A 26,913-nucleotide genomic window follows, 5' to 3' on the forward strand; every position below is an offset into this window, starting at 1 on the left:
AAAGCTATGGGTTTTCTTTCCGGTAAGCGCATTCTGGTAACTGGCGTTGCCAGCAAACTGTCCATCGCATACGGCATCGCACAGGCAATGCATCGCGAAGGCGCTGAGCTGGCGTTCACCTACCAGAACGACAAGCTGAAAGGCCGTGTTGAAGAGTTTGCCGCGCAGCTGGGTTCCAGCATTGTGCTGGAATGTGACGTTGCACAAGACGAGAGCATCGATGGCATGTTTGCGGAACTGGCAAAATCATGGCCGAAATTCGACGGTTTCGTTCACTCCATCGGCTTCGCACCAGGCGACCAGCTGGACGGTGACTACGTGAATGCGGTAACCCGTGATGGCTTCAAAATCGCGCACGACATCAGCTCCTACAGCTTCGTGGCGATGGCAAAATCCTGCCGCGCGATGCTGAACCCGGGCGCAGCCCTGCTGACCCTGTCCTACCTGGGCGCAGAACGCGCTATCCCTAACTACAACGTGATGGGTCTGGCTAAAGCGTCTCTGGAAGCCAACGTACGCTACATGGCGAACGCAATGGGCCCTGAAGGCGTGCGCGTTAACGCCATCTCTGCAGGTCCAATCCGCACCCTGGCAGCGTCCGGCATCAAAGATTTCCGTAAAATGCTGGCACACTGCGAAGCGGTTACCCCAATCCGTCGTACTGTTACCATTGAAGATGTGGGTAACTCTGCAGCATTCCTGTGCTCTGACCTTTCCGCGGGTATCTCCGGCGAAGTGGTTCACGTTGACGGCGGCTTCAACATCGCTGCAATGAACGAGCTGGAAATTAAATAAGCTGTGACTCTCTTCCCGCCCGGGAAGAGAGTTTTCTCCCGCCCCCTCCCTTCGTTATTCCGTTCTGCTATTTGTTATCACCTAACAATATTTTTCCCTTTATCAGCCTTACGCCAGGATATTGATCGCCATTTTGAGATCAAGGAACGCACATGGAACAACGCCGTTTTTCCGGCAAAGGCCACTGGTACCACGAAACCCAGTCAAACCACGCGCAGACGGATGTTCTGCCCCTGGTGCCCGAAGCCGCTAACGTCGACGATCGTTTTTTGCTCGATTTAGCCTTGCCTGATGAGATTGTCGCCGCCTGTTCTGGCTGGCTTACCCCTGCCAGAGCCTTATGTCATCTGCTGTTTCCGCTCTCGATTCCCGTGAACCGCCTGCACACGCTCAGCGCCTACGACAGGCTCAGCACCGCGCTGACGGTCGCGCAGGCCTGTGGCGTCCAGCGGCTTTGTAACCACTACGCCGCCCTCCTCGCCCCGCTTCCCGGCCCGGACTCCTCTCGCGAAAGCAACCGACGCCTGGCGCAAATCACGCAGTATGCCCGCCAGCTCGCCAGCTCCCCTGATGTCATTGATGATAAAGCGCAAAACCAGCTGGATGAGGTGGGCCTGTCCATATATGACATTGTGGTGATTAACCAGATTATCGGCTTTATCGGTTTTCAGGCGCGCGTAGTCGCGGTGTTTCAGGCGCTGTTGGGACACCCTGTTCGCTGGTTGCCGGGGCATCATATTCAGCCGCACACCCTGCCCGCGATCCACAGCGCGTGGGTGCCGCTGTTACCGGTCGTCGAACTGCGCTATGCGAGTGCGCATCAGCTTGAGTCGTTGTCCCGCTGGCAGGCAGAGCCCACGCTTGAAGCGCTGACGCCGGTCCTTTGTCATGAGCCGTCGCTGCTCGACCTGACGGGAGAAATCCTGATACACAGCCGGGAAACGATTGCCCTGACCTCTCCTGCGGTCTCCGCTGCGGTTGAGTTGCTGACACGTTCACCGGACCGCTTCAGTGCCGCACAGTTTACCCCGCTCACGGATCAAGGACTTTCAGCCGAACACGCCATCGCGCTGCTGACTCAAAGTGCGTTTGAGGGCTGGCTTACGCGTCTGAAAGTCGCGTTGGGTAAAGAGGAATAACCATACTAATTACCCAAAGACCGCTTGCTGAGACAGTGAGAATCGCGTAAAACTGTCAGCCGCTCAATGGCTACGAAAATAGAACATTATGTTTCAGGACAACCCGCTGCTAGCGCAGCTTAAACAGCAACTGCATTCCCAGACGCCGCGTGCAGAAGGGGTCGTAAAAGCCACGGAAAAGGGCTTTGGCTTCCTTGAAGTTGACGCGCAGAAAAGCTACTTCATTCCGCCTCCGCAGATGAAGAAAGTGATGCATGGCGATCGCGTCATGGCCGTCATTCATACCGAGAAGGAACGTGAGTCCGCCGAGCCGGAAGAACTGATTGAACCGTTCCTGACCCGTTTTGTGGGCAAGGTGCAGAGAAAAGACGATCGTCTCTCTGTCGTACCGGATCATCCCCTGCTGAAAGATGCCATTCCGTGCCGTGCTGCCCGTGGTGTTGAGCATGATTTTAAAGACGGTGACTGGGCCGTGGCCGAAATGCGCCGTCATCCGCTGAAAGGCGATCGCGGTTTCTATGCCGAGTTAACCCAGTTCATCACCTTTGGCGCTGACCATTTCGTGCCATGGTGGGTCACCCTCGCGCGCCACAATCTTGAAAAAGAAGCGCCAAATGGCGTGGCGACCGAGATGCAGGACGAAGGTTTGACGCGTCGCGATCTCACCGCCCTGACGTTTGTCACCATCGACAGCGCCAGCACAGAAGATATGGATGACGCGCTCTACGCTGAAGAGAGCGATGACGGCAAACTGCATTTGACGGTTGCCATTGCCGATCCGACAGCCTGGATTGCCGAAGGCAGCAAGCTGGATGACGCGGCGAAGATCCGTGCCTTTACCAACTACCTGCCAGGCTTCAATATTCCGATGCTGCCGCGCGAATTGTCAGACGATCTCTGCTCGCTGCGTCCGGATGAAGTACGTCCGGTCCTTGCCTGCCGCATGACCATCGCAGCGGATGGTACCCTTGAAGACGATATTGAGTTCTTTGCCGCCACCATCGAATCGAAAGCCAAGCTGGTCTACGATAACGTCTCCGACTGGCTTGAAAATACGGGCACCTGGAAACCGGAATCCGACGCGATTGCCGCGCAGATCCGTCTGCTGCATCGTATCTGCCTGAACCGCGGCGAGTGGCGTCAAACCCATGCGCTGGTGTTCAAAGATCGCCCGGATTATCGCTTTGTGCTGGGTGAAAAAGGTGAAGTGCTGGATATCGTGGCCGAGCCGCGTCGCATTGCCAACCGTATCGTAGAAGAAGCGATGATTGCCGCTAACATTTGCGCCGCTCGCGTGCTGCGCGACAAACTGGGCTTTGGTATTTACAACGTCCATACCGGGTTTGACCCGGCGAATACCGAAGCGCTGGCGGCCCTGCTGAAAAATCACGATGTGCATGTGGATCCGGAAGAAGTACTTACGCTGCCGGGGTTCTGCAAGCTTCGTCGCGAGCTGGATGCACAGCCATCCGGTTTCCTGGACAGCCGTATTCGTCGCTTCCAGTCCTTCGCAGAAATCAGCACTGAGCCAGGCCCGCACTTTGGCCTCGGCCTGGAAGCGTACGCCACCTGGACGTCGCCCATCCGTAAATACGGCGATATGGTGAACCACCGTCTGCTGAAAGCGATCATCAAAGGCGAAACGATTGCCCGTCCTCAGGAGGAGACCACGCTGCAGATGGCCGAACGTCGCCGCCTGAACCGCATGGCGGAGCGTGACGTAGGAGACTGGCTGTACGCGCGCTTCCTGCAGGATAAAGCCGGCACGGATACCCGTTTTGCGGCAGAGATCATTGATATCAGCCGCGGGGGTATGCGCGTACGTCTGGTCGATAACGGCGCGGTGGCCTTTATTCCTGCTCCGTTCCTGCACGCTGTCCGTGACGAAATGGTCTGCAGCCAGGAAAACGGAACGGTGCAAATTAAAGGTGAAACAGTTTACAAAGTCACCGACGTGATTGACGTAACTATCGCCGAAGTCCGCATGGAAACCCGCAGTATTATCGCACGCCCTGTCGCCTGATAAGCTGTTCAATTGTCGGTCATTTCCTCTCAGGAGTGGCCGACAATCCCTCTTTCTACCCTCGCCACAAAATCATCACGTTTTCTCACAAATTCCCCTCTCCCTTCGCCCAAAATCGCCATAATTATCTACAGTAAAAGGGGGTTGTTATATTCGGTTACCTGAATTTTTATACGCTCGGTATTTTTTTCTGCCTGACTCGTTTTATTATAAGAAAACAGGGAAAAACAATAAGTTCACTTCGGTTTTGCCGCTGTTTCACAACGGAAAAGTCGACTGCAAATGAATAATTTGTGCGCTAATGAACAGCTGCGGGAGAAAACATGATGGACGAACTGGAGCAGAATTTGCTGTTTCGTTACATGGGGACGCACAGCCCCTGGTGGCGCCTGTCAGCTGACAGCAATGCTCTGCACCTGGCCACCAGCGAAAATGCCGACGTTACGCAGGTGGTGGCGCTGGACGACGAGCAGGCCGATCTCATCCGTCAGTTAACCGTGATTACCTCCAGTATTTCCATGTCGCTCTCCCTGTACGGGGAAGAGGTGCCGGTCCATCTTGTGGGGCGCAAAATCACCCGCAACGAATGGGCAGGCACCGCGTCGGCCTGGAACGATACCCCTTCCGTGGCCCGCGATCTGGCTCAGGGACTCTCTTTTGCGGAACAGGTTGTTTCAGAGGCCAACTCCGTCATCGTTATTCTCGATCAAAACGGCAATATTCAGCGTTTTAACCGGCTGAGCGAAGAGTACACCGGTCTCAAAGAACACGAAGTAATTGGCCAGAACGTGTTTAAGCTGTTTATGAGCCGCAGCGAAGCGGCAGCCTCAAAGCGGAATATTACCGGTTTCTTTCGCAACGGCAGCTCCTACGAAGTGGAACGCTGGATCAAAACGCGTAAGGGGCAACGGTTGTTTCTGTTCAGAAACAAATTTGTTCATAGCGGGAGTGGTAAAAATGAAATTTTCCTCATCTGTTCCGGTACCGACATTACCGAGGAACGCCGCGCGCAGGAGCGGCTGCGCGTGCTGGCCAATACCGATACCATCACCGGTTTGCCAAACCGCAATGCCATTCACGAATTGATTTCTGACGCCATCGCTACCCGCGGCGATACGCAGGTTGGCGTGGTGTATCTCGATCTGGATAACTTTAAAAAGGTCAACGACGCCTACGGGCATATGTTTGGCGATCAGCTGTTACAGGCTGTCGCGCTCGCCATTTTGAGTTGCCTGGATGAGGGCCAGGTGCTGGCCCGGCTTGGCGGTGATGAGTTTATCGTCATGGCCACCCATACCTCTCAGGGGTCTCTGGAGGCGATGGCGTCCCGTATTTTGACTCGCCTGCGCCAGCCGTTCAGAATCGGTCTGATTGAGGTTTATACCGGCTGCTCGTTGGGGATTGCCCTCGCCCCGCAGCACGGTAACGACCGGGAAAGCGTCATTCGTAACGCCGATACCGCCATGTATACCGCGAAAGAGAACGGCCGCGGCAAGTTCTGCGTCTTCTCTCCCGAGATGAACCAGCGCGTGTTCGAGTATCTCTGGCTGGATACCAACCTGCGTAAAGCGCTGGATAACGATCAACTGCTGATCCACTACCAGCCTAAAATAACCTGGCGCGGAGAAATCAGAAGTCTGGAGGCGCTGGTCCGCTGGCAATCGCCGGAGCGCGGTCTGATCCCGCCGCTGGAGTTTATCTCTTATGCCGAGGAATCTGGCCTGATCGTGCCGCTGGGCCGTTGGGTCATGCTGGATGTGGTTCGCCAGGTGGCGAAATGGCGCGACAAGGGGATAAACCTGCGCGTGGCCGTGAACGTCTCTGCGCGCCAGCTTGCCGACCAGAGAATTTTTAGTGACCTGAAACAGGCGCTGAAGGATTTGAACTTTGAATACTGCCCTGTCGACGTTGAATTGACAGAAAGCTGTCTGATTGAGAACGAAGAGCTGGCGCTTTCGGTGATCCAGCAGTTCAGCCGACTCGGGGCACAAATTCACCTCGACGATTTTGGTACCGGCTACTCGTCCCTTTCCCAGCTGGCCCGCTTCCCCATTGACGCCATAAAACTCGATCAGTCTTTTGTCAGAGACATTCATAAGCAGTCAATCTCCCAGTCTCTGGTGCGCGCCATCGTCGCGGTGGCGCAGGCGCTGAACCTGCAGGTGATTGCCGAAGGGGTGGAAAATGCGAAAGAAGACGCCTTTCTGACCAAGAACGGCGTCAACGAACGGCAGGGTTTTCTGTTTGCTAAGCCGATGCCCGCTGCCGCATTCGAGCGATGGCTAAAACGATATCAAGCGCGTAAACAACGTTAACTGGCTTTACGCAAACCCGCCGCGTGATGGCGGTTTTGCAGCATCACCAGACGCTCCATGTAGGCGATATCTTTAGGCTCCAGGCAGAACGCCGCGTCAACCCAGTCTTCCGTGATGTCCATCAGTTCACTGCGGGGCAACTGCAGAACACGCGCACGAGCGCGCAACATCGCCCTTACGCCATTCAGTTTTGGTGCCAGCGTATCGATGAAGGTTCTGGCAGAGACATAGCTTTGTCCGGGTTCAAACAGCACATCCACCAGCCCGTGCTGTTCGTACCATTCCGCCGTATGAGACTCTCCTTTGTAGATGAGTTCCTCCGCCAGCTTCATGCCTGACCGGCGTGCCACCAGGGAGTATCCGCCCATCCCCGGGAACAAATTAAAGGCGATTTCAGGGAAACCTAAACGGGCATCGCGCTGCGCCAGGACAAAATGGTGCGCCAGCGCGGCCTCAAAGCCACCCCCTAATGCACTGCCTTCGACCATTGCCAGGCTGATGGCTCCTGTATCAAACCCCCGTGACGCGGCGTGGACGCAATCAACGCAGGCGCGGGCATACGCCCGTAACGCTTCACGACGCCCGTTCTGCAGGCATTCGACGAAGAATTGTAAATCGCCGCCCACGTTATACATTTCAGGCACCAGCGAACCGGTAACCCAAAAATCAACCGTAAAGCCGGACTGGCGAACCAGCCATGAAAAATTCATGATCTCCTCGATTAACGCATGGTTGAAGCAAGGACGTGGCTGGGCTCGCAGCATCATCCAGACTGTGCGTCGTTCCGCCTCATAATAGCCTGACAACTGGGTGAACCGTTCAGTATCGGTAAACAGTGTGCAGGTTGGCTGATTGATAACTGTCATAGTCTAATACCTCTTATAAAAAGCGCCTTGCGCGCAGTTTTAGACTAATCCACTCACCCGGCCTGCTTTATGAGGGGGAATAAACTTATCACTTCCGTTTATGTGATTTCGTTATTGCATTTTTTCCCTTCTCTTTTGATCCTAATTTCTGCATCATTGAAAATATTAACTTTTCGCGCCTGGGGTGAGATTATGTCTACTATTGATGCACAAGCTGTAGCACAACGTATTGATACCGTGCTGGATATCCTGGTGGCGGGCGATTATCACTCTGCTATTCGTAATCTGGAGATCCTGAAGTCTGAACTTCTTGCTCAGAATGGCGCTGACGTTGCGCCCGAAAACAGCCAGCCCAAAGCGCCGTGGGAAGTTTAAACCCACAGTTTCCGACTTCGTTTCGCTTTATTAAATGGATGCTATGAATTCCCGACAACAACTCATTTTGCAGATGGTCATTGACCAGGGGCGCGTCAGCGTAGTCGATCTCGCCAAAACCACTGGCGTTTCTGAAGTCACCATCCGTCAGGATCTTAATCTGCTGGAAAAACAGAGCTACCTGCGTCGCGCGCACGGGTATGCTGTCCCGCTGGACAGTGATGATGTAGAGACGCGTATGATGAATAACTACGCGCTGAAACGTGAACTGGCGGAATTTGCCGCATCGTTAGTGAATAATGGCGAGACAGTCTTTATTGAAAACGGCAGCAGTAATGCCCTTCTGGCGCGCACGCTTGCCGATCAGAAGGACGTGACCATTATCACTGTCAGTAGTTATATCGCGCATTTGCTTAAAGAGACGCGCTGCGAGGTGATTCTGCTGGGCGGGATTTACCAGAAAAAAAGTGAAAGCATGGTCGGCCCGCTGACCCGTCAGTACGTCCAGCAGGTCCATTTCAGTAAGGCCTTTATCGGGATTGACGGCTGGCAACCGGAAACAGGCTTTACCGGCCGGGATATGATGCGCTCTGACGTTGTAAACGCCGTACTGGAAAAAGAGTGTGAAGCCATAGTGCTCACCGATAGCTCAAAATTTGGCGCCGTTCATCCTTACACCATGGGACCCGTTTCACGCTTTAGCCGCGTTATTACTGACGATCGTTTAAGCGAGGAGCACCGGAATAAAATGGAAGATGATGGTCTCATCGTCAATATAATCAAAACTACCGCCTGATTCCCCTCCGCGCCCGAATTTCGGGCGCGCATGTTGTTCTTTCTCTGAGAAGATTCTTAACCCTGCTTTAAGAGTTTTTACCTGTTTAACCTGACGTAAAGTCGTAAAATTACTGTTAGCGATATAACAGGAAGTGACTATCACCTGCGTGATGACGTAACACCTGCGCGACCAGCTTTCACGGAGAACAGTTTTAAGTATTCGATTCGTCTATACTTAACGTGTACATCTTTCCGTGAATCGATAATTCAGGAGAAAGTATTATGACCTTAACCAGCAAAAAATTAGCCGCCGCTGTTCTGGCAATCACTGTAGCAATGTCCCTGAGCGCATGCTCTAACTGGTCTAAACGTGACCGTAACACCGCGATTGGTGCCGGTGCTGGTGCTCTCGGTGGTGCAGTCTTAACAGATGGTAGTACGCTGGGTACATTAGGTGGCGCTGCTGTCGGTGGTATTATCGGTCACCAGGTTGGCAAATAATTACTCTATAAGCCTTCCCCCGATATTGCGATATTTGAACGCATTTCAGGTCTGACTTACGCACGTATATAAAACGAGCCGCGGCAATTGCCGCGGCTTATTTATTTTAACCACCCGCCAGTTTGACTTTCATGCCTTTGGCTTCGAGCAGAGACTTTATTAGATCGCGCTTATCGCCCTGGATTTCAATAATGCCGTCTTTCACGGCACCGCCGCAGCCACATTTCTTTTTCAACTCGGCCGCCAGCGTTGTCAGCCCGGCATCATCCAGGTCAATGCCCGTGATAAGGCACACCCCTTTACCTTTTCGCCCGCTGGTTTGACGCTGGATGCGAACGATACCGTCCCCTTTTGGACGCTCCACTTTCGTTTTCGGTTCGTCTATGCGTCCGCTCTCGGTTGAGTAGACCAGACGACTGTTGGAATCGGTCATTATGCCCCCTTTTTCAACGATGCGTTGATGGCCTTCAGCGCCTCAGCCGGGTTTGCAGACTGCGTTACCGGACGTCCGATGACCATGTAGTCTACGCCTGCTGCCAGCGCCTGCTCAGGGGTCATAATACGGCGCTGATCGCCAACGTCGCTGCCTGCGGGACGGATCCCTGGGGTGACGAGTTTGAAATCCTGACCCAGTGCAGACTTGAAGCGTACAGCTTCCTGCGCCGAGCAGACGACGCCGTCAAGACCACACTGTTGCGTCAACCGCGCGAGACGCTCGGCCTGTTCCGCAGGTGACAACGTCACACCGAGATCGCGTAAATCACTTTCGTCCATACTGGTCAGCACAGTCACCGCAATCAGTAACGGCGCATCCTGGCCGAACGGCACGAGCGCTTCACGGGCGGCCGTCATCATTCTTGCCCCACCCGACGCATGAACGTTGACCATCCAGACGCCGAGTTCTGCAGCGGCGGCAACGGCATGCGCCGTGGTATTCGGGATATCGTGGAATTTGAGGTCAAGGAAAACGTCAAAGCCGCGCTGTTGCAAATCGCGAACAATTTGCGGTCCAAACAGCGTGAACATCTCTTTGCCAACTTTCAGGCGGCAATCGCGAGGGTCGATACCGTCGACAAACGCCAGCGCGGCGTCACGCTTATTGTAATCAAGCGCAACAACAACAGGAGAATCGGTAATTACGCGGGAAGTGGAGGATGTAACAGACGTCATGACCAGCCCTTTTCGTCTATGGGCGCGCAGCGGCGCGGAACAGATAAACGGCGAGCATTCTACCTGCCGGCGCTGCAAATTGACAGGATCCATTTGCGCCCTCTGGTAAGCCGACAAACCGCACGGAGCCAGAAGAGGTTTTAAAGCCACTAGTATGTTGTAACTAAAATAAGGTGTTTTAAAAAATTACTGTCCGTCGAGACCACGTATAGGCTTAATGGTGGACCAGGCACGGCATGATGGACAATGCCAGTAGAGCGTATAGGCGGTGAAACCACATTTCTGGCAACGATAGCGCGGCTTACTGCGCACCTGCTCGCCGACCATGTCGCGCAGGACCATCAGGCTCTCTTTCGCGCGCCCTTCTTCAGCATCGTTCAGGTGGTAATCCATCAGCTTGTGGAAAACCCGCATGGTCGGATGACGCTGCAGCTGCCGGGTAATATAGACCTGGGCGGTATCACTCCCCTCATACTGCTCAACCACGTCTGAGAGCATCAGTTCCGCGGTCGCGCCGGTATTCTCTTCCACACAGCGACGCAGGAAAGCGACCCACTCCTCCTGCTTGCCCAGCTGTTGGTAGCAGGTTTGCAGCATCTCCAGCGTTTCACTGACCAGCTCTTTGTCCTGGTCGATCACCCGCAGCAGGCTTTCAACGGCTTTGGCGTAGTCACCTTTCGCCATAAAGACACGCCCCATCATGATGGAGATGCGCGCGCTGTTGCGGTCTGCGGCGGCCCCTTTCTTCAGCAACGCCATGGCTTTGTCCATGTCGTCATTGCCCATCTGCTGAAGGGCAAGCTCGCAGTAGAAATGGGCTATCTCTACGCGCTGCTTGTCTTTACCCAGCTTCACCAGACGTTCGGCCGTATCAATGGCTTTCTGCCAGTCACTGGTGGCCTGATAAATTTGCAACAGCTGCTGCAGCGCGCCGATGCGGAAATCCGTTTCGTCCACCAGCTGCGAGAACATATCTTCAGCGCGATCGTAGAGCCCTGCGGCCATGTAATCCCGCCCCAGCTGTTGTACGGCGAGGAGGCGTTGCTCGTATGTCAGGGAGGCGCTTTCCATCAGAGTCTGGTGGATACGAATGGCGCGATCGACCTCACCGCGCGAGCGGAACAGGTTGCCTAAGGTGAGATGCGCTTCAACGGTCCCGGTATCCTCTTTCAGCATGTCGAGGAACAGGTCTACCGCTTTGTCCTGTTGATTACTCAGGAGGAAGTTCACCCCCGCCACGTAGTCGCGGGAGAGACGGTTGGCCTCATCCTGTTTTGTTTGTTGCGCACTTCTGCGGCCCATGTACCAGCCATAGGCTGCGGCGACAGGCAAAAGCAGAAACAACAACTCCAGCATCGTCGATTATTCCTTCACGACCGGCACACCAGAGCTTTCCGGTACGTCGGACGCAGGCGCAATGTTATTTTCGAGTCGTTTAATTTTACGTTCAGCGCGCGCAAGAGAGACACGGACTTTCAACCAGAACAGACCGCAAACCAGCCAGCCGATGGCAAAGCCCGCAGCAAATAAGACCGCCAGCAGGCTCGACACGCGATACTCGCCCTGAGCCAGCAGATAGTTAAACGTCACCTGTTGATCGTTTTGCGCACCCAATGTGACTGAAATGACAAAAATCGCCAAGACCAGTAAGAAAATGAGTAAATATTTCACATTACTTCCCGTTATGTGGTTCAAGCGAATAAAGTGTGTTCAACTCACCGCAATCAGCCTTATAAACTACCATTTTAGTGACGGGCGCGAAACGGAAAAAGTGACGCGCCAGTCATGGATTTATGGGCAAAATACGGAATATCAACCGTCAGGCGTCGTTTTGCTCCCGTTCGGCAATTTCTTGTTTCTCTTCTGGCGGTGGCGTAAGCGGCCCGCAGAAGCGTTCAGCAAGCCAGGTCGCCAGCGTCACCAGCATCCATGAGAGAAGCGTAGCGACGACCAGGTCCCGTGGCCAGTGCATCCCCAGCAGTAAGCGGCTCCCCATCACCCCCGTTGCCCAGACCAGCAGAATCGCGATGGTGACTGTCCGGCGTCGTGGCCAAAGCAGCCCGACCCCCAGTAATGCCCAGCTGGCCGCAAACATGGTGTGACCGGAAGGAAACGCGAACCCGGTCTCTTTTTGCCAGTGTTTACGCAAGAACTTTGGGATATCCTGCTGTTCCGAAAGCTGTTCCTTTACCAGCGCCCCGCGATCTTTACGCTTTAAAGTGTAGAACTCATCGACAGGAATATGATGTGCTTTTTCCAGCCAGACGACAAAAGGTCGCGGCTCCTGAACGCGATCCTTTACCCAGGACTTAACGCCCTGGCCAATAACGATCGCTCCCGCGAGGATCGCAAACAACATCAGCGCCGCGCGCAGACGAAAACGCAGGCACCAGAGGAACCAGGCACAGAGAAGCACGTGGGTAATGATTCCCCACGGCTGGGTCACCGTCTCCGTAATCCAGTATAACGTTTTCAGCCACGCGGTATTGTGCCCGGGCTGCCACATCCAGCCTGAAACCCATACGGCCAGAGGCATAATCAGTAAAATGGCCGCACCTGCTGCCGTACGTCTGGCGATTGAAAGCATGTCTTCTCCTTTTTCGCTAAGCGTCACAATCATAACTGAAATTTATCCGCCGGGTGGAGATGTCGGATCGTGCGTTTAACGTTCATATAGCGTGGCGCCCATTAGGCGAACATGCCGGGCTTGTGGCAAAATGAGCAGATACAGAAAGTAAAACAGGGCCTGGACACGAAACGTGCCAGCCTACTCTGGAGAATCACATGCAGCTTAAACGTGTGGCAGAAGCCAAACTGCCAACCCCATGGGGCGATTTCCTGATGGTCGGATTTGAAGAACTGGCAACCGGACAGGATCATGTCGCACTGGTTTATGGCGACATTTCAGGGCAGACGCCGGTGCTGTCCCGTGTACATTCGGAGTGTCTTACCGGCGATGCACTGTTCAGCCTGCGCTGTGATTGTGGTTTCCAGCTGGAAGCGGCCCTCTCTCATATTGCTGAAGAAGGCCGTGGTGTGCTGCTTTATCACCGTCAGGAAGGCCGCAATATTGGTCTGCTGAATAAAATTCGCGCTTACGCACTTCAGGACCAGGGCTACGATACGGTTGAAGCGAATCATCAACTCGGCTTCGCCGCTGATGAGCGTGATTTCACCCTGTGTGCCGATATGTTCAAACTGCTGGGCGTGGATGAAGTTCGACTTCTGACCAATAACCCCAAAAAAGTGGAGATCCTGACCGAAGCGGGGATCAATATCGTCGAGCGTGTTCCGCTGATTGTCGGCCGTAACCCGAAAAACGCCCACTATCTCGATACCAAAGCCGCCAAGATGGGCCATCTTCTGAAAGAGTGATGTAAAAAAGCCCGGCACAGGCCGGGCTCTTTCATCAGTCCAGCATCTTACGAATCACATAATGTAAAATGCCGTCGTTCTGGTAATAGGTCAGCTCGGTGGCCGTATCAATACGACACCGGCATTCCACCACCTCGGTTTTCCCGTCTGCCCGCGTTAATTTCACCGGCACCGTTTTCCCCGGTGACAGGTTTTGCAGCCCGCTGATGTCAATCTGCTCTTCCCCCGTCAGGCCCAGGGTTTTGCGCGTCACGCCCTGCGGGAACTCAAGCGGCAGGATCCCCATGCCAATCAGATTCGACCGGTGAATACGTTCGAACGATTCCGCAATAACCACGCGTACGCCAAGCAGGCGCGGACCTTTCGCTGCCCAGTCACGGCTTGAGCCAGAACCGTACTCTTTCCCGGCGATCACCGCCAGCGGCGTACCTTGCTGCTGATATTTGACGGCCGCGTCATAAATCGAAACGACTTCCGTTCCCGGCAGAAGACGCGTCATGCCCCCTTCCACACCCGGTACCATTTCATTACGAATACGGATGTTAGCAAACGTGCCGCGCATCATGATTTCGTGGTTACCACGGCGCGAACCGTAGGAGTTAAAATCACGGCGCTCTACGCCACGGCTTTGCAGATAGCGGCCTGCAGGGCTATCGGCTTTGATACTCCCCGCCGGAGAGATATGGTCAGTCGTGACAGAATCCCCCAGCATCGCCAGGATGCGCGCGCCGTGAATATCCTTGAGCGGTGCCGGCTCGGCCAGCATCTCATCAAAGAATGGCGACAGACGAATATAGGTCGAGTCATCCTGCCAGTCATAGGTATCCGAACCTGCAACGTTAATGGCTTTCCATTCCGGCGTGCCTTCAAAGACTTCCGCATACTCCTTGCGGAACATCTCGGTGGAGACCTTTTCAACGGCCAGCGCGATTTCCCGCGAGGACGGCCAGATATCTTTCAGATAAACAGGGTCATTCTTGCGATCGTGACCAATCGGATCGGTCACGAGATTGATATTCATATTCCCTGCCAGCGCATAAGCCACGACCAGCGGCGGCGAGGCAAGCCAGTTGGTTTTTACCAGCGGATGAATGCGCCCTTCAAAGTTGCGGTTCCCGGAAAGCACAGCGCCAACCGTCAGGTCGCCCTGCTTAATCGCCGTTTCAATGGGCTCAGGCAGCGGACCGGAGTTACCAATACAGGTCGTACAGCCATAGCCCACGAGATTAAAGCCCAGTTCGTCGAGATACGGCGTCAGTTTGGCCTGAGCGAGGTAATCCGACACCACCTTGGAGCCCGGTGCCAGCGAGGCCTTGACCCACGGCTGGGGTTTGAGCCCAAGCTCGACCGCTTTTTTTGCCAGCAAACCGGCAGCCATCAATACGCTGGGGTTCGACGTGTTGGTGCAGGAGGTAATGGCGGCAATCACCACCGCGCCGTCCGGAAGCTGATACTGATGACCGTTCAGAACATAGTCGACTGGACGATGGTCTTTCTTCGCCACGTTCACCTCCAGCTCATTGCTGGCGGTAAACGCTTTCGGCACATCGGTCAGTGCGACGCGATCCTGAGGACGTTTAGGCCCGGCGAGGCTCGCCTCTACCGTTCCCATGTCCAGTTCCAGGGTGCTGGTAAATACTGGCTCATCACCCGGATTTCGCCACATCCCCTGGGCTTTGGTATACGCCTCTACCAGCGCCACCTGCTCTTCGCTGCGGCCACTGAGACGCATATATTCCAGCGTGACGTCATCGATAGGGAAAAAGCCGCAGGTCGCGCCATATTCCGGCGCCATATTGGCGATGGTGGCGCGGTCGGCCAGCGGCAGCGAATCCAGTCCGTCGCCGTAGAATTCAACAAACTTGCCCACCACGCCGTGCTTACGCAGCATCTGGGTGACGGTGAGCACCAGATCGGTGGCGGTAATGCCTTCGGACAACTTGCCGGTCAGCTTGAAGCCCACCACATCAGGGATGAGCATAGAGACCGGCTGGCCGAGCATAGCGGCTTCCGCTTCAATACCGCCTACGCCCCAGCCCAGCACACCCAGACCGTTGATCATGGTGGTATGCGAGTCCGTGCCTACCAGCGTGTCCGGGTAAGCCACCCACTCTTTATCCTGCAATTCGCTCCAGACAGCTTTACCCAGGTACTCAAGGTTCACCTGGTGACAAATACCGGTACCTGGCGGGACCACGCTAAACCGGCTGAACGCCTGCTGTCCCCACTTCAGAAAGACGTAGCGCTCGTGGTTACGCTCCATTTCCAGTCGCACGTTCTCGCCAAAGGCATCGTCATCGCCGAATCGATCCACGGTGACGGAGTGGTCGATGACGAGATCAACCGGGGAGAGTGGATTCACTTTTGCCGTGTCACCCCCGAGGCGCTTAACGGCCTCGCGCATGGCGGCTAAATCAACCACCGCAGGAACGCCGGTAAAGTCCTGCATCAGGACCCTTGCCGGGCGGTAGGCGATTTCTCTGTCGGCATGGGCATTCTTGAGCCACCCTGCCAGTGCCTGAATATCTTCGAGGGTAACGGAGTCACCATCCTGCCAGCGCAGGAGATTTTCAAGTAAAACTTTCAATGACTTGGGTAAACGCGAAATGTCCCCAAGCGTTCTGGCAGCCTTCGGCAGGCTGTAGTAATGCCAGGTTTTATTTTCTGCCTGTAATGTGTCCTTACTGGCTTCGCGTAGGGTTAACGACATAAGCTCCTCCTTAATCACAGAGATGTCCCGACAATCATCAGGGCTGTAATTAAAGATAACACAAAGATGTCGTAACGTTTTGATAACAACCCAAATTGATAAATTTCGGACTGGTCCAGAAGGGAGGAAACAAAAAACCCCGCCGTAGCGAGGTTTTACAATTTAGCTTAGGGCCAGCCAGATGAGTTGGCTCCAGAACAGAATCGACACGGTAAAAACGCCGATCCATGACCAGTATTTGTGAGACGTCATGTTATTCATCATAGGGACACCAGGCATTATTTATAAAAAGTTCCGAGGTTTGTCCTCAGCGCTATATTGCTGATGTGTATTTATTAAAGAGTACAAAGGTGCAGAGTCTTATTCAGACTATTTGCATCGTTACGCAATAAACTAAATTATTGTTTTTTGGGTTCGTCTTCTGCGAACACATCAATAAACGCTTGCTGCTGCGGCGTCAGTTTCCAGGACGCGGGGACAACCGTCGCCGGTGCTTTCCGCCCTCTGTGGCCATTGTCACGATGCTGACACATCTGTTTCACCGAAGCTGTACGAACCGTCACTGCCATATTTAACCCCAATATTTCCAGGCCAGGAGAGCAACAGCCACCCAAAACAGGGCGGAGACGAGAAAGACCGCCAGCCAGGCTTTACGCTTGAGCGCAGGATCCCTTTGCGGTTCTTCACTTCCTGAAGGCATTGCTAACCTCATACAATCGACATCGCTTATCATTTAGGACCAAACAATTGGTACAATTAATCATCTGTTGAGATAAATCCTAAAGAAACTTTAGCCGAAAAGCCAGTGAATTTACGCATCGGGAGGTATGAAATATTCAATCTTTTGACCAGAAATAAATAATTGAAAAGAAAAATTTGCGAAGCCGTAAAATAGTTTCTACTTTTGTCGCCAATTCACGACATTAAAACCACACAAAATAAAAGGCTAATGACATTATATGGCAGGGAGGGTAGATGATGATAATTCTAATTTAGCTTTGAGGGGTTATTTCGGTATCTTTCCGCAGGGGAAAGATACCGGGTGTGATTATTTTGCCGGGAGTTTGATATCTTTAAACATCTCTTCAATATCTTCATTAGAGCGTAATGCAACGGCGGTATCCACCACATCACGCGTTAAATGCGGGGCAAAGCGCTGAATAAAATCATACATATAGCTACGCAGGAAGGTGCTGCGACGGAACCCAATTTTTGTGGTGCTATGGCTGAAAATATCGTGCGCATCAAGGCGTACCAGGTCAGGGTCTGACACCGGATCGACCGCCATGCTGGCGATGACGCCTACCCCCAGCCCCAGCCGGACATAGGTCTTAATCACGTCGGCATCGGTGGCGGTAAAGACAATACGCGGCGTTAATCCTGCCCGGTTAAACGCCGTATCGAGCTCCGAGCGCCCGGTAAAACCAAACGTGTAGGTCACTAAAGGATATTGCGCCAGCTCTTCGATCGTCACCGAGCCTTTACCCGACAGCGGGTGATCAGGGGTGACCACAATGGAACGGTTCCAGTGGTAGCATGGAAGCATTACCAGATCGTCATACAGGTGCAGCGCCTCCGTTGCGATAGCAAAGTCCGCATTGCCCTTCGATACCGCCTCCGCAATCTGCGTTGGTGAGCCCTGATGCATATGCAGCGAGACGCGTGGATAACGTTCGATAAAGCCCTTAATCACACCCGGAAGCGCATAGCGTGCCTGGGTATGCGTCGTGGCGATATACAGCGAGCCTTTATCCGGCCAGGTGTGTTCCCCGGCCACAGACTTAATCGCATCGACTTTGGAGAGGACTTCCCGCGCAATACGGATGATTTCCTGCCCTGCAGGCGTCACCTGCGTCAGGTGCTTACCGCTGCGGGCAAATATCTGGATACCTAACTCGTCCTCCAGCATACGAACTTGTTTGCTGATACCCGGTTGCGAGGTATACAAACCCTCGGCGGTAGAAGAGACGTTAAGGTTGTGATTCACCACCTCAACGATATAACGAAGCTGCTGTAATTTCATGCCAGACCATCCGATTTAGCGCATGCGGTCAATCGCTTAAGACGATTTAATAATAAGAAACAGGTTAACTATAACCACTATATCATTTATAGCCTGACTGTATAGTACGGAACAAAAAATAATAACAAGGCAATAAAAAAGGGCCGGAAAGCCGGCCCTTTTGCAGGTAAGTTACGGTAAGGGAAGATTATTTCTTGCCTTCAACCCATTTGCCATCGACAAAGAAGGCTGACCATCCGGTCGCTTTACCCTCTTTCTCTGCCGCCACATACTGCTGCTTCGTTTTACGGCTAAAACGTACCACGGTTTTGTTGCCTTCCGGATCCTGCTGAGGCGCATCGGCCAGGTAACGCAGTTTCTCAGGCAGACGATCGCGGAAACGGTGTAACTCTTCCACCAGCGGCGCGCGGGTTTCGCGCGATTTCGGGAACGTGTTGGCTGCAAGGAAAACCCCTGCAGCGCCATCACGCAGCACGAAATAGGCATCGGATTTCTCACACGGTAACTCTGGCAGCGGAACCGGGTCTTCCTTCGGTGGAGCCACTTCACCGTTACGCAGAATTTTGCGCGTGTTCTTACACTCGTCGTTGGTGCAGGCCATGTACTTCCCGAAACGCCCCATTTTCAGGTGCATTTCAGAACCACATTTCTCGCACTCCACAATCGGACCGTCATAGCCTTTAATGCGGAACTCACCCTCTTCGATCTCATAGCCGTCACACGTTGGGTTGTTACCGCAGACGTGCAATTTACGTTTTGGATCGATCAGGTAGCTGTCCATTGCCGTGCCGCATTTTTTGCAGCGGCGTTTGGCACGCAGGGCGTTGGTTTCTGCATCATCACCTTCCAGCACGTTAAGAACTTCATTCTCAGGCACCAGATTGATGGTGGTTTTGCAGCGCTCTTTTGGCGACAGCGCATAGCCAGAGCAGCCGAGGAATACCCCCGTCGTTGCGGTGCGGATCCCCATCTTGCGGCCACAGGTTGGGCAGTCGATGCTGGTCAGGACCATCTGGTTAGGCAGCATGCCGCCCTCTTCAGGATCTTTCTCCGCTTTTTCAAGCTGGTCGGTAAAGTCACTGAAGAAGCTATCGAGTACTTTTTTCCACTCTGCCTGATGGCTGGCAACCTGATCGAGGCTGTCTTCCATTTGCGCGGTGAAATCGTAGTTCATCAACTCGCGGAAGTTGGCTTCCAGGCGATCGGTGACGATCTCCCCCATTTTTTCCGCATAGAAACGACGGTTTTCAACACGTACGTAACCACGGTCCTGAATCGTCGAGATGATGGACGCGTAGGTTGACGGGCGGCCAATACCGCGTTTTTCCAGCTCTTTTACCAGAGAGGCTTCGCTAAAGCGCGCAGGTGGTTTGGTGAAGTGCTGAGCCGGGATCAGCTCAACCAGAGACAGTTCGTCCCCTTTGTTCACCGCAGGCAGCGTCCGGTCTTCATCGCCTTTACGCAGCGCGGGCATCACTTTCGTCCAGCCATCGAAGCGCAGGATGCGACCGCGCGCCTTGAGACGGAAATCCCCCGCGCCGACGGTCAGCGTGGTGGAATCGTACTGCGCTGGCGTCATCTGACACGCCACGAACTGACGCCAGATCAGCTGATACAGCTTCTGCGCGTCCGCTTCCATATCCTTCAGCGATTCGGCTAACACAGAGACATCAGAAGGACGAATTGCTTCGTGCGCTTCCTGGGAATTCTCTTTGCTGGCGAACTGGTTGGCAGTTTCCGGAAGGTATTTCTTGCCGAAATTGTCACTGATATAGCCACGCACCATGTTAACCGCGTCCTGGCTCAGGTTAGTTGAGTCAGTACGCATATAGGTGATGTAACCCGCTTCATACAGGCGCTGGGCCATCATCATGGTTTTCTTCACGCCGTAACCCAGACGGGTACTTGCAGCCTGTTGCAGCGTGGAGGTAATAAACGGCGCCCCAGGCTTACTGCTGGTCGGTTTATCTTCTCGTTCCAGTACCTGATAGCGTGCTTTTTCCAGCAGCGCGACAGCGGCCATGGTCTGGTCGCGGTTTTCTGGACGGAAAGGCTTGTCGTTCTGATGGCTGACCTGCAGCGGCAGTGCGTCTCCGCCCGGCGTGGTCACGCTGGCGTCCACTTCCCAGAACTCTTCCGGCACGAAGGCTTTAATTTCGCGCTCACGCTCAACGACCAGGCGCACGGCAACAGATTGCACGCGTCCTGCGGACAGGCCACGGGCAATCTTCTTCCACAGCAGTGGAGAGACCATATAGCCCACAACGCGGTCCATAAAACGACGCGCCTGCTGGGCGTTGACACGGTCAATATTCAGCTCGCCCGGCTTCTCAAACGCCTGACGAATCGCATTCTTCGTAATTTCGTTAAACACTACACGGCTGTAGCGTTTGTCATCGCCCCCGATCACTTCCCGCAGGTGCCATGCAATGGCCTCCCCTTCGCGGTCAAGGTCGGTTGCGAGATAGATGTGGTCTGCTTTTTCAGCCAGCTGCTTCAGTTCGTTAACGACTTTTTCTTTTCCTGGCAGCACTTCATAGTGTGCATCCCAGTTATGCCATGGGTTAACACCCATGCGGTTGACAAGCGCGCTACGTTCATCCTTTTTAGGCTTTTTAGCCCCTTTGGTGGAGGTAGAGTCTGCGCTCTTTTTGCTGGCTGAGCCACTGGTCGGCAAATCGCGGATATGACCGACGCTGGACTTAACCACGTAGTCATTACCCAGATACTTATTGATCGTTTTGGCTTTTGCCGGGGACTCAACGATGACGAGAGCTTTACCCATATTCACCTTTACCTAATTTAATTCTTCCAGGAATACGCCGCACGTTGATTTCCCTTCCGCTGACGACGAGCCAATGATATTGCGACTGCGTCAGGAGATATCAACCCCTTTGTCTTACCGGGCATCAAAGAAAACACGCCCAGGTGATTGAGTTCTCGGGTATTTTTCTCACATCTCGTGTAATTCGTGACGAATTCCCGGTCGAATGTCAAGCAATTCTGTTGCCAGAATGACGAAAGCGCACACTCTACCTGATAAAATTCGTTACGCAACTTTATTAGCATGCAAAAGCAAATCCTGCCAGCCAGGGTCCCGCACCTTATCCCCTCACATTACAGGGAAAATTTGCCCCCAAAGCGCCCGCGGCGTAGACTATTGTCACTGTTTAAGGAGTGGATTATGCAGAATACGACCCAACCCATTGACCGAGCCTCTCTGCTTATCGAAGCAAACAAGCTTATCCGTGACCATGAAGACACGCTGGCGGGCATTGAAGCCACCGGCGTAGAGCAGCGTAATGGCGTGCTGGTGTTCAGCGGTGAATACTTCCTTGACGAACAGGGGTTACCGACCCCGAAAAGCACCGCCGTGTTTAACATGTTTAAATACCTGGCGCATACGCTTTCAGAGAAATATCACTTGGTCGATTAACGCAAAACGCGAGGCACAGGCCTCGCGTTTTTGTTTACAGCAGCGGTTTCTGCCCGCGTTGTAGCCAGCGGAGCAGCAGGCGGTCCGCACTCTCTGCCGCGCTGTTGGTAAAGCGGTCAAGCAGTCGCTTACGCTGGGTAAAGCGCACCCCAACCAGCTCACGGCCGTCCATCAGGTTGAGCAGCAGATCGTCACTGGTGCCAACGGCATCCACCAGCCCTTTCTCCAGCGCCTGGACGCCGTACCAGTGCTCACCCGTTGCCACCTGTTCGATATCCAGCGTCGGGCGCATACGGTGCACAAAATCTTTAAACAGGTGATGCGTTTCATTGAGATCCTCACGGAATTTTTGACGCCCTTCTTCCGTGTTTTCCCCGAGCAGCGTCAGGGTACGTTTGTACTGACCCGCCGTGTGAAGTTCGATATCAATCTCTTTATTTTTCAGGAAGCGGTTAAAGTTCGGGATTTGCGCGACCACGCCGATCGAGCCAATAATGGCGAACGGCGCGGCAACAATGTTATCCGCCACGCAGGCCATCATATAGCCACCGCTCGCCGCCACTTTATCCACGGCCACGGTCAATGGGATCTGTTTTTCACGCAAACGCTGCAGCTGTGACGCCGCCAGCCCGTAACCGTGAACCACGCCACCGGGGCTTTCAAGACGCACGACAACCTGATCCTGCGGTGTCGCCACGGCCAGCACGGCAGTGACCTCTTCGCGCAAAGACGCGACTTCATGCGCATCCATGCTGCCTTTAAAATCGAGCACATAAACCCGTGGAATGACCTTATCCTGCGGTGCATTCAGCTTAGCTTTTGCCTTCGCCGCTTTGGCTTCCTGTTTATGCTTTTTCTTCTGCGCTTTATGCCACAGTTTCTGTTGATGCGTATCCAGCAGAGCCAGTGACATCTCTTCCTGCATCTCTTGGTACTGCTCGCTCAGGCGGGTAATGCGTAATTCCCCACGCTGACGCTTGCGCTGCGTCAGGTTAACAATCAGAACGGCAACCACCGCAATGGCAATCACCACCGTTGCGATTTTGGCCAAAAACAACCCATATTGAGAAAGTAATTCCACGCGTTCCACCTTGATTTAACCACGAATCTTTCACGGCAGTGTACAACAGCCCTGCCCATGCGTCTCGCTCGTGACATTACCTCTGCGAGCCGCCTTCAGGAATCCCCGGTCGGGAGTTTAAATATTTGCAAATTGTTAATTTTACAGTAATGCGTCCTGTAGACTGATTGAATTCTCATGCTAATTCGGGCATAAAGCCGAAAAGTCATAAAAGAAGGCGTCTTTGAGTCACTGTGCGCCGAGGAGTCACCGTGCATTATCAACCGCAAAAAAATCTGCTGCAGAACCGCATCATCCTTGTCACCGGGGCCAGCGATGGGATTGGCCGTGAAGCGGCGCTAACCTACGCTGAGTATGGCGCGAGCGTCATCCTGACCGGTCGTAACGAAGAAAAACTGAAAGGGGTGGCGCAGGAGATTGAAGCCGCTGGTGGCCTTCCTGCCCGCTGGTACACGCTGGATCTGCTCACCTGTACCCCCGCGACATGTCAGGAACTTGCTCACCGCATCAGCACGCACTACCCGCGACTGGACGGCGTACTGCACAATGCCGGTTTGCTTGGAGAGGTTCGCCCGATGGATGAACAGGATCCCGCGATCTGGCAGGAGGTCATGCAGGTCAACGTCAACGGGACGTTTTTCCTGACCCAGGCACTGCTTCCTTTATTACTCAAATCGGATTCTGGCTCACTGGTCTTCACCTCCTCCAGCGTTGGCCGGGAGGGGCGCGCTAACTGGGGCGCCTATGCCGTATCAAAATTCGCGACCGAAGGCATGATGCAGGTGCTGGCGGAGGAGTACCAGAGCCGTCATCTGCGCGTAAACTGCATTAATCCGGGTGGAACGCGCACCAAAATGCGCGCCAGCGCCTTCCCGAGTGAAGATCCGCAGAAGCTGAAAACCCCGGCCGATATCATGCCGCTTTATCTCTGGCTGATGGGTGATGACAGTCGCCGCAAAACCGGGATGACCTTTGACGCCCAGCCGGGCCGTAAGCCGGGAATTTCGCAATGAGTAAAGAACGTCATCAGCAACGCCAGCAGCGGCTGAAAGAACAGGTTGACGCTCGCATCGCAGCCGCGCAGGACGAGCGAGGGATCGTCATCGTTTTTACCGGCAACGGTAAAGGGAAAACCACCGCCGCGTTTGGTACCGCCACCCGTGCGGTCGGCCACGGGCAGAAGGTCGGCGTTATCCAGTTTATTAAAGGCGAGTGGCCCAACGGTGAGCGCAATTTGCTTGAGCCTCACGGCGTAGAGTTTCAGGTAATGGCGACCGGGTTTACCTGGAACACCCAGAACCGGGAAACCGATACCGCAGCCTGTCTCGCCGTCTGGGAGCACGCGAAAAGAATGCTGGCCGATCCCTCGCTGAATATGGTTCTGCTGGATGAGATCACCTATATGGTCGCCTACGATTATCTGCCGCTGGACGCCGTGCTGACGGCCCTCAAGAACCGGCCTGTCCATCAGACGGTCATCATCACGGGGCGCGGGTGTCATCGGGATATACTTGAGCTGGCCGATACCGTCAGCGAACTGCGTCCGGTAAAGCATGCCTTTGACGCAGGTATCAAAGCGCAAATCGGGATTGATTACTAAAAAAAAGCCCGGTCACTGTGACCGGGCTTCTGTTTTTAACCGTTGTTATTGCGGCTGCCGGCGCGGCGATTGCTGTTCACCTGGCTATGGCGTTTCACCGCACGACGGATCTGATTCGCCTTCATGCGACGACGATCTTTCTCCACCGCCACTTTAGAGGTGGTTTCCGGCGTCAGGCCAACCAGCTCGCGCAGGTAGTTGGTCTGGGTCAGATCCAGTTCGGTATATCCCCCACGCGGCAGGCCTTTTGGCAGCAGGATGTCGCCGTAACGGACACGGATCAGGCGGCTAACCTGCACGCCGACAGCTTCCCAAAGACGACGCACCTCGCGGTTACGGCCTTCGGTCAGGGTTACGTTGTACCACTGGTTAATGCCTTCCCCACCGGTAAATTTGATGGTTTTGAACGCCGCAGGACCGTCTTCCAGTTGAACGCCACGCGACAGGTCGCGCAGTTTATTCTCATCAACCTGGCCAAAGACACGCACGGCGTATTCACGTTCCACTTCACGGCTTGGGTGCATCAGACGGTTTGCCAGCTCACCGTCGGTGGTAAACAGCAGCAGACCGCAGGTGTTCACGTCCAGACGACCGACGGCAATCCAGCGAGCGCCACGCAGTTTTGGCAGACGGTCAAACACCGTCGGGCGACCTTCCGGGTCGTTGCGGGTGCACAGCTCGCCTTCCGGCTTATAGTAAGCCAGCACGCGGCAGATCTGCTCAGCGGACTCTTTCACGGAGATAAGATGACCGTCGATACGGATCTTCAGCCCCGGTACGATTTCTACGCGGTCACCCAGCGTGGCGATTTTACCGTCCACACTCACGCGGCCCGCTTCAATAATGGCTTCGATTTCACGGCGCGAGCCGTGGCCGGCACGCGCCAGCACTTTCTGTAACTTCTCGCTCATTGAGCTTCCTCAGGTGTCGCCTTCACAGGCGTCGAATCAGGTCAAAAAAGGGCCGCGCCCTGCTTTGATGGCCGCGTAGTATATCTGCTTATACCATTACAAGAAAGGCTTTACATCGCCCACGCCTTCACGAATCACTTCCGGTGTGTCTTCGGTTAAGTCGACCACGGTGGTTGGCTGTTGTCCGAGATAGCCACCGTGAATAATCAGCTCAACGACCTTCTCCAGACGATCTTTAATCTCTTCCGGATCCGACTCCGTAAACTCACTTCCCGGCAGCATCAGCGAGGTGGAGAGCATCGGCTCGCCGAGGGTTTCCAGCAGCGCCTGCGCTATCGGGTTCGACGGCACGCGCATACCGATGGTTTTACGTTTTTCCTGCAACAGACGACGCGGCACTTCTTTGGTCCCTTTCAGGATGAAGGTGTAATTACCCGGCGTGTTGTTCTTGATCAGGCGAAACGCCACGTTATCGACATAAGCATAGGTCGACAACTCGGAGAGATCGCGGCACATCAGGGTAAAGTTATGGCCGTCCGGCAGCTGGCGAATGCGGCAAATACGCTCCATCGCCCCTTTATCTTCAATTTTGCAGCCCAGCGCATAGCCAGAATCGGTTGGGTAGACAATCACGCCGCCTTTGCGGACGATCTCCACGGCCTGATTAATCAGGCGCGGCTGCGGGTTATCCGGATGGATATAGAAAAACTGACTCATACTTCCCTCTCTTCAATTTGCTGCGGCTGTTCCCAGAGCTGCCAGACCGGCTCAACGCCTGCGGGCAACCAGAGCTTGCGCCCCAGTTCGATCCAGGCGCAGGGCTGATGGAAATCAGACCCCTGCGACCCAAACAGGCCAAACTGACGCGCATAGGTCGCGAGCTGCGCACGCTCATTGGGTGCCTGCTGACACTGGGCGACTTCCATCGCCTCACCGCCGCATTCGGCAAAATGTGCCAGCAGTCTTTTCAGCCATTTAGCAGAAAGATTATACCGCCCCGGATGGGCCAGCACGGCCTTACCGCCAGAATGATGAATCACATCAATAGCTTGTTTTATTGTACACCACTGCGGCGGAACGTATCCGGTTTTCCCCCGTGCAAGATACTTTTTAAAGACATCCGCCATCGTCGTGGCCTTGCCTGCTTCAACCAGAAAACGGGCGAAATGACCGCGCGTGACCGCCCCGCCGTTCGCCAGCTTTCGCGCGCCTTCCAGCGCGCCCGGAATATGCGCCTTTTCCAGCCGCTCGCCGATCATCTCAGCACGCTGATGACGGCGTGCTTTTTGTTCTTGCAAAAAGGCCCGAAGTGCCGGATGGTCTATATCGATGTTCAGGCCAACAATATGAATTTCGTGGTTTTCCCAGACCGTCGAGATCTCGACGCCTGGCACCAGATTCAGCGCCAGTCCACTGCGGGCAATCTCGGCGCGCGCCGCCGGAATGGCATCTGTCGTATCGTGATCGGTTATCGCCAGCGTGCCGACGCGCATTTCAACGGCACGATGAACCAGATCTTCGGGTGTCAGCAGGCCATCAGAGGCCTGAGTATGGCTGTGTAAATCATAAATAATCGCGTAGGTGGTATCGCTCAAAGCACTTCCCATAACAGGTTGGAGACATCCGAAACCACCATGATACCGACTTAAAACGAAATTCTGAAATCAAGGGTTGACAACACGCCACCGAACTAGTTAACTAGTACGCAAGTTCACACGAGAAAGGTATCTGAAAATGACAGCACATTGCACTCTGCACGGTTGGTGGCGTACTTCCTGATTATCGGGCAGTGTCACGCGTCTGCGAAATGCAAACA

General features: G+C 54.2%; 26 protein-coding genes and 1 other annotated feature (1 of these 27 only partly in view). Of the genes, 11 read left to right on the top strand and 15 right to left on the bottom strand.

The genetic code is table 11. The features are described 5' to 3' along the window. The first annotated feature begins 6 nt into the window (after positions 1-6). From fabI to pdeR, 4 genes are all read left to right on the top strand, one after another. Positions 7-795 carry an enoyl-ACP reductase FabI gene (gene fabI / locus EKN83_RS00930; protein WP_025756597.1) on the top strand — a complete coding sequence of 263 codons (789 nt, stop codon included), beginning with the start codon at positions 7-9 and terminating at the stop codon, positions 793-795. A 152-nt stretch (positions 796-947) separates the two neighbouring features. Next, positions 948-1,934, top strand: coding sequence for a CMD domain-containing protein (locus EKN83_RS00935; protein WP_126800165.1), 987 nt, complete (start codon positions 948-950; stop codon positions 1,932-1,934). Between the two features lie 88 nt (positions 1,935-2,022). Then, the gene (locus EKN83_RS00940) at positions 2,023-3,957 is read left to right on the top strand and encodes an exoribonuclease II (protein ID WP_126800166.1); all 1,935 of its coding nucleotides are present in this window, start codon (positions 2,023-2,025) and stop codon (positions 3,955-3,957) included. A gap of 323 nt (positions 3,958-4,280) precedes the next feature. After that, positions 4,281-6,272, top strand: a complete 1,992-nt coding sequence (gene pdeR / locus EKN83_RS00945; protein WP_126800167.1) for a cyclic di-GMP phosphodiesterase — start codon at positions 4,281-4,283, stop codon at positions 6,270-6,272. On the opposite strand, the gene EKN83_RS00950 is transcribed toward pdeR, so the two are convergent. Beyond that, entirely contained in the window at positions 6,269-7,138 is an 870-nt protein-coding gene (locus tag EKN83_RS00950) for a crotonase/enoyl-CoA hydratase family protein (RefSeq protein ID WP_025756593.1), read from the bottom strand. The two genes, pdeR and EKN83_RS00950, sit on opposite strands and share 4 nt — an antisense overlap. A gap of 192 nt (positions 7,139-7,330) precedes the next feature. On the opposite strand from EKN83_RS00950, the gene EKN83_RS00955 reads away from it, so the two are divergent. The 3 genes from EKN83_RS00955 (at position 7,331) to osmB (ending at position 8,791) form a co-directional block, all read left to right on the top strand. Beyond that, positions 7,331-7,513 (top strand): hypothetical protein, encoded by a 183-nt coding sequence (locus EKN83_RS00955; protein ID WP_025756592.1) that lies wholly within the window; start codon positions 7,331-7,333, stop codon positions 7,511-7,513. A 43-nt stretch (positions 7,514-7,556) separates the two neighbouring features. After that, on the top strand, positions 7,557-8,309 hold the full coding sequence (locus EKN83_RS00960; RefSeq protein ID WP_025756591.1) for a DNA-binding transcriptional regulator YciT: 753 nt from the start codon (positions 7,557-7,559) through the stop codon (positions 8,307-8,309). A 263-nt stretch (positions 8,310-8,572) separates the two neighbouring features. Next, on the top strand, positions 8,573-8,791 hold the full coding sequence (osmB, locus tag EKN83_RS00965; protein WP_008501216.1) for an osmotically-inducible lipoprotein OsmB: 219 nt from the start codon (positions 8,573-8,575) through the stop codon (positions 8,789-8,791). Positions 8,792-8,897: 106 nt separating this feature from the next. On the opposite strand, the gene yciH is transcribed toward osmB, so the two are convergent. From yciH to pgpB, 5 genes are all read right to left on the bottom strand, one after another. Next, positions 8,898-9,224 carry a stress response translation initiation inhibitor YciH gene (yciH, locus tag EKN83_RS00970; protein ID WP_126800168.1) on the bottom strand — a complete coding sequence of 109 codons (327 nt, stop codon included), beginning with the start codon at positions 9,222-9,224 and terminating at the stop codon, positions 8,898-8,900. Continuing rightward, a complete protein-coding gene (pyrF, locus tag EKN83_RS00975) occupies positions 9,224-9,961 on the bottom strand; it encodes an orotidine-5'-phosphate decarboxylase (protein WP_025756589.1) in 738 nt (245 codons plus the stop codon). The genes yciH and pyrF overlap by 1 nt, the downstream gene beginning before the upstream one ends. 186 nt (positions 9,962-10,147) lie before the next feature. Then, a complete protein-coding gene (gene lapB, locus EKN83_RS00980) occupies positions 10,148-11,317 on the bottom strand; it encodes a lipopolysaccharide assembly protein LapB (protein WP_025756588.1) in 1,170 nt (389 codons plus the stop codon). Between the two features lie 6 nt (positions 11,318-11,323). Then, complete coding sequence (locus tag EKN83_RS00985; RefSeq protein WP_025756587.1) at positions 11,324-11,632, bottom strand: LapA family protein; 309 nt, start codon at positions 11,630-11,632, stop codon at positions 11,324-11,326. A 148-nt stretch (positions 11,633-11,780) separates the two neighbouring features. Then, complete coding sequence (gene pgpB / locus EKN83_RS00990) at positions 11,781-12,548, bottom strand: phosphatidylglycerophosphatase B (protein ID WP_095440495.1); 768 nt, start codon at positions 12,546-12,548, stop codon at positions 11,781-11,783. Positions 12,549-12,745: 197 nt separating this feature from the next. On the opposite strand from pgpB, the gene ribA reads away from it, so the two are divergent. Continuing rightward, complete coding sequence (ribA, locus tag EKN83_RS00995) at positions 12,746-13,336, top strand: GTP cyclohydrolase II (protein WP_008501210.1); 591 nt, start codon at positions 12,746-12,748, stop codon at positions 13,334-13,336. 34 nt (positions 13,337-13,370) lie between these two features. Here ribA and acnA read toward each other — a convergent pair whose 3' ends face one another. The 5 genes from acnA to topA all read right to left on the bottom strand — a co-directional run bounded on the left by acnA (position 13,371) and on the right by topA (position 20,854). Further along, the gene (gene acnA / locus EKN83_RS01000) at positions 13,371-16,046 is read right to left on the bottom strand and encodes an aconitate hydratase AcnA (RefSeq protein ID WP_126800169.1); all 2,676 of its coding nucleotides are present in this window, start codon (positions 16,044-16,046) and stop codon (positions 13,371-13,373) included. 162 nt (positions 16,047-16,208) lie between these two features. Further along, positions 16,209-16,307, bottom strand: a complete 99-nt coding sequence (gene ymiC, locus EKN83_RS23445; RefSeq protein ID WP_032672427.1) for a small membrane protein YmiC — start codon at positions 16,305-16,307, stop codon at positions 16,209-16,211. A gap of 310 nt (positions 16,308-16,617) precedes the next feature. Then, a complete protein-coding gene (locus EKN83_RS01005) occupies positions 16,618-16,758 on the bottom strand; it encodes a YmiA family putative membrane protein (RefSeq protein WP_216689425.1) in 141 nt (46 codons plus the stop codon). Positions 16,759-17,094: 336 nt separating this feature from the next. After that, positions 17,095-18,069 (bottom strand): HTH-type transcriptional regulator CysB, encoded by a 975-nt coding sequence (cysB, locus tag EKN83_RS01010; RefSeq protein WP_126800170.1) that lies wholly within the window; start codon positions 18,067-18,069, stop codon positions 17,095-17,097. A 187-nt stretch (positions 18,070-18,256) separates the two neighbouring features. Then, positions 18,257-20,854 (bottom strand): type I DNA topoisomerase, encoded by a 2,598-nt coding sequence (topA, locus tag EKN83_RS01015; protein WP_025756584.1) that lies wholly within the window; start codon positions 20,852-20,854, stop codon positions 18,257-18,259. A gap of 399 nt (positions 20,855-21,253) precedes the next feature. Between topA and EKN83_RS01020 the strand changes: the two genes are divergently transcribed. Continuing rightward, positions 21,254-21,505 (top strand): YciN family protein, encoded by a 252-nt coding sequence (locus EKN83_RS01020; protein WP_003856804.1) that lies wholly within the window; start codon positions 21,254-21,256, stop codon positions 21,503-21,505. Between the two features lie 34 nt (positions 21,506-21,539). Here the strand turns inward: EKN83_RS01020 and sohB are convergent, their stop codons facing one another. After that, positions 21,540-22,586, bottom strand: coding sequence for a protease SohB (gene sohB, locus EKN83_RS01025; RefSeq protein ID WP_025756582.1), 1,047 nt, complete (start codon positions 22,584-22,586; stop codon positions 21,540-21,542). A 251-nt stretch (positions 22,587-22,837) separates the two neighbouring features. Here sohB and EKN83_RS01030 point away from each other — a divergent pair, with 251 nt between their 5' ends. Both EKN83_RS01030 and cobO read left to right on the top strand, forming a co-directional pair. Beyond that, entirely contained in the window at positions 22,838-23,599 is a 762-nt protein-coding gene (locus EKN83_RS01030; RefSeq protein ID WP_045285942.1) for a YciK family oxidoreductase, read from the top strand. Next, the gene (gene cobO / locus EKN83_RS01035) at positions 23,596-24,186 is read left to right on the top strand and encodes a cob(I)yrinic acid a,c-diamide adenosyltransferase (protein WP_126800171.1); all 591 of its coding nucleotides are present in this window, start codon (positions 23,596-23,598) and stop codon (positions 24,184-24,186) included. Before EKN83_RS01030 ends, cobO begins: the two co-directional genes overlap by 4 nt. A gap of 35 nt (positions 24,187-24,221) precedes the next feature. Here cobO and rluB read toward each other — a convergent pair whose 3' ends face one another. From rluB to rnm, 3 genes are all read right to left on the bottom strand, one after another. Beyond that, positions 24,222-25,097, bottom strand: coding sequence for a 23S rRNA pseudouridine(2605) synthase RluB (gene rluB, locus EKN83_RS01040; RefSeq protein ID WP_025756579.1), 876 nt, complete (start codon positions 25,095-25,097; stop codon positions 24,222-24,224). A gap of 96 nt (positions 25,098-25,193) precedes the next feature. Next, entirely contained in the window at positions 25,194-25,814 is a 621-nt protein-coding gene (locus EKN83_RS01045) for an L-threonylcarbamoyladenylate synthase (RefSeq protein ID WP_025756578.1), read from the bottom strand. Next, positions 25,811-26,704 (bottom strand): RNase RNM, encoded by an 894-nt coding sequence (gene rnm / locus EKN83_RS01050; protein ID WP_126800172.1) that lies wholly within the window; start codon positions 26,702-26,704, stop codon positions 25,811-25,813. The genes EKN83_RS01045 and rnm overlap by 4 nt, the downstream gene beginning before the upstream one ends. A gap of 148 nt (positions 26,705-26,852) precedes the next feature. Next, positions 26,853-26,913: a sequence feature (Trp leader region), on the top strand (it continues 34 nt past the right edge of the window).

This window comes from Enterobacter sp. WCHEn090032, assembly GCF_003986875.1.
Classification (GTDB): Bacteria; Pseudomonadota; Gammaproteobacteria; order Enterobacterales; family Enterobacteriaceae; genus Enterobacter; species Enterobacter sichuanensis.

Bases quoted from the DNA above. Each gene is read 5' to 3' on its own strand.
- fabI (WP_025756597.1), top strand. From the start codon at position 7: ATGGGTTTTCTTTCCGGTAAGCGCATTCTGGTAACTGGCGTTGCCAGC.
- EKN83_RS00935 (WP_126800165.1), top strand. From the start codon at position 948: ATGGAACAACGCCGTTTTTCCGGCAAAGGCCACTGGTACCACGAAACC.
- EKN83_RS00940 (WP_126800166.1), top strand. From the start codon at position 2,023: ATGTTTCAGGACAACCCGCTGCTAGCGCAGCTTAAACAGCAACTGCAT.
- pdeR (WP_126800167.1), top strand. From the start codon at position 4,281: ATGATGGACGAACTGGAGCAGAATTTGCTGTTTCGTTACATGGGGACG.
- EKN83_RS00950 (WP_025756593.1), bottom strand. From the start codon at position 7,138: ATGACAGTTATCAATCAGCCAACCTGCACACTGTTTACCGATACTGAA.
- EKN83_RS00955 (WP_025756592.1), top strand. From the start codon at position 7,331: ATGTCTACTATTGATGCACAAGCTGTAGCACAACGTATTGATACCGTG.
- EKN83_RS00960 (WP_025756591.1), top strand. From the start codon at position 7,557: ATGAATTCCCGACAACAACTCATTTTGCAGATGGTCATTGACCAGGGG.
- osmB (WP_008501216.1), top strand. From the start codon at position 8,573: ATGACCTTAACCAGCAAAAAATTAGCCGCCGCTGTTCTGGCAATCACT.
- yciH (WP_126800168.1), bottom strand. From the start codon at position 9,224: ATGACCGATTCCAACAGTCGTCTGGTCTACTCAACCGAGAGCGGACGC.
- pyrF (WP_025756589.1), bottom strand. From the start codon at position 9,961: ATGACGTCTGTTACATCCTCCACTTCCCGCGTAATTACCGATTCTCCT.
- lapB (WP_025756588.1), bottom strand. From the start codon at position 11,317: ATGCTGGAGTTGTTGTTTCTGCTTTTGCCTGTCGCCGCAGCCTATGGC.
- pgpB (WP_095440495.1), bottom strand. From the start codon at position 12,548: ATGCTTTCAATCGCCAGACGTACGGCAGCAGGTGCGGCCATTTTACTG.
- ribA (WP_008501210.1), top strand. From the start codon at position 12,746: ATGCAGCTTAAACGTGTGGCAGAAGCCAAACTGCCAACCCCATGGGGC.
- acnA (WP_126800169.1), bottom strand. From the start codon at position 16,046: ATGTCGTTAACCCTACGCGAAGCCAGTAAGGACACATTACAGGCAGAA.
- ymiC (WP_032672427.1), bottom strand. From the start codon at position 16,307: ATGAATAACATGACGTCTCACAAATACTGGTCATGGATCGGCGTTTTT.
- EKN83_RS01005 (WP_216689425.1), bottom strand. From the start codon at position 16,758: ATGAGGTTAGCAATGCCTTCAGGAAGTGAAGAACCGCAAAGGGATCCT.
- cysB (WP_126800170.1), bottom strand. From the start codon at position 18,069: ATGAAATTACAGCAGCTTCGTTATATCGTTGAGGTGGTGAATCACAAC.
- topA (WP_025756584.1), bottom strand. From the start codon at position 20,854: ATGGGTAAAGCTCTCGTCATCGTTGAGTCCCCGGCAAAAGCCAAAACG.
- EKN83_RS01020 (WP_003856804.1), top strand. From the start codon at position 21,254: ATGCAGAATACGACCCAACCCATTGACCGAGCCTCTCTGCTTATCGAA.
- cobO (WP_126800171.1), top strand. From the start codon at position 23,596: ATGAGTAAAGAACGTCATCAGCAACGCCAGCAGCGGCTGAAAGAACAG.
- rluB (WP_025756579.1), bottom strand. From the start codon at position 25,097: ATGAGCGAGAAGTTACAGAAAGTGCTGGCGCGTGCCGGCCACGGCTCG.
- EKN83_RS01045 (WP_025756578.1), bottom strand. From the start codon at position 25,814: ATGAGTCAGTTTTTCTATATCCATCCGGATAACCCGCAGCCGCGCCTG.
- rnm (WP_126800172.1), bottom strand. From the start codon at position 26,704: ATGGGAAGTGCTTTGAGCGATACCACCTACGCGATTATTTATGATTTA.